This is a genomic window from Endozoicomonas sp. SESOKO3, from assembly GCF_024606255.1.
The window spans coordinates 1-1,419 of sequence record NZ_JAHHPR010000416.1; the positions used below are offsets into that span (position 1 = coordinate 1).

Below are 1,419 nucleotides of genomic sequence, written 5' to 3' on the forward strand. Positions count from 1 at the left end.
CGCCAGAAAAAGCAATCATGCCCCTTGTAAATGTTGTTGATGGGAGTGATGTATCTGGCTGGAACGCATTTCCCGCTTCTGGCAGCAAAGCCAGTGGGTTTCCGTTTGTTTGATGGGTAGAATAGGGGGGTACACGACCAGAAAAGTATGAGTGGACAGGGTGCCCCGGAAGCTCCCGGTTCAAATAGGTCAGCACGTTGTTCAGTAACTCTGGCCGCTGTTGAACAAACTGGTAAAGTGAGCCGGGGTCGTTCAGAATTTGCTGCCTTACCCGGTCACTGAGGCTTTTTGGCAGGGACGGTGAGCTGAACCCTGAGAGAATCCCCCGCCATTGATAGAGATTAAAGGGTGTATTGGTCACCGCGTCCATAAACAGGGTGGCCAGGTTGAGATGCTCGCTTTCTACAAGGGTGCCAATGTCAGGGCCATCCCAACCGGCATAATGATCCCTGATATTATAAGGGGCATCAGCGAACTGCATTAACAGCACCGGGTCTCCTGCTCCCCAGAAATGGTACTTTCGATGTCGGTCGTTGCGGGCGATGAATAGAGAAGACCTCGACCAGACCGGATAGGTGTCACTGCCGGGAGACGCCTTTTCCAATGCCCAGAGGTTAAAGTATTTCCCGGTGATGAGTGCCGGACCGGGTTTTATCGGAGTCTCAGGAATACCCGGTTGATAAAGCCATCTTTGATCCGACTTTTGGTCTGACAATGGGTAAAGCCAGCGATTATTATCGCAGGCGTGTATTTTTTCTTTGTCGGCTGACTTGCCTTTATCGGGTTCGGCAAACAACTCACCGTGGGAAGAAAGGCAGTGAATAGCCTGATTGACCCGCTTAATGTAGGTGCTGTCCAGAGCGGTGTGCCCGTCGCTGCTTATGGTTTCTTTGTTAGCCAGTTCGGGCAGCAGCCAGGGTTTTTCGTGATTCATCGGGACATCAATAAGAACACTCTGACACTTTTTATGATGGGTGAGTGGATGTGTTTGACAGATAATAGCCTGCAGGTGATTGCGGTGACGTTCCCGCCAGGGACGAAGGAAAAGGGTGCTGGTATGGGTGTCATTCAGCAGTGTCCATAGTGATAGCCAGACAGACAAAGAATCACCATCAACTGCCTGCGTCTCTGTCGATGATGTAGGGGGTGAGGCAGTGATCTGCCATACAGGGTGGTTTTCGATACAACTGGTTTGCACTGATAAACGGCCTTTCAGTAAAGCGTGATCGATCATCACCGGATGAGGAGTGCAGTCGGGGGCATCACCAAATGCCCGGGACAGTGATGGTAAGCCATGACGGAAAGAAGGGTAGGGTACGATGGAAGGAGGAAGTAGTTTTGCTAACAGAAACCACCACAGGTGACTCGACCATTGATTCTTGAAAAAAAGGGATAACTTTTCGGGTGTACCAACGTCGT

The 1,419-nt window shown here is 50.8% G+C and carries 1 protein-coding gene; it reads right to left on the reverse strand.

The window, feature by feature from the left end:
- A partial coding sequence (locus tag KDK18_RS07170; RefSeq protein WP_257254197.1) for a hypothetical protein occupies positions 1 to 1,419 on the reverse strand: 1,419 nt, incomplete at both ends.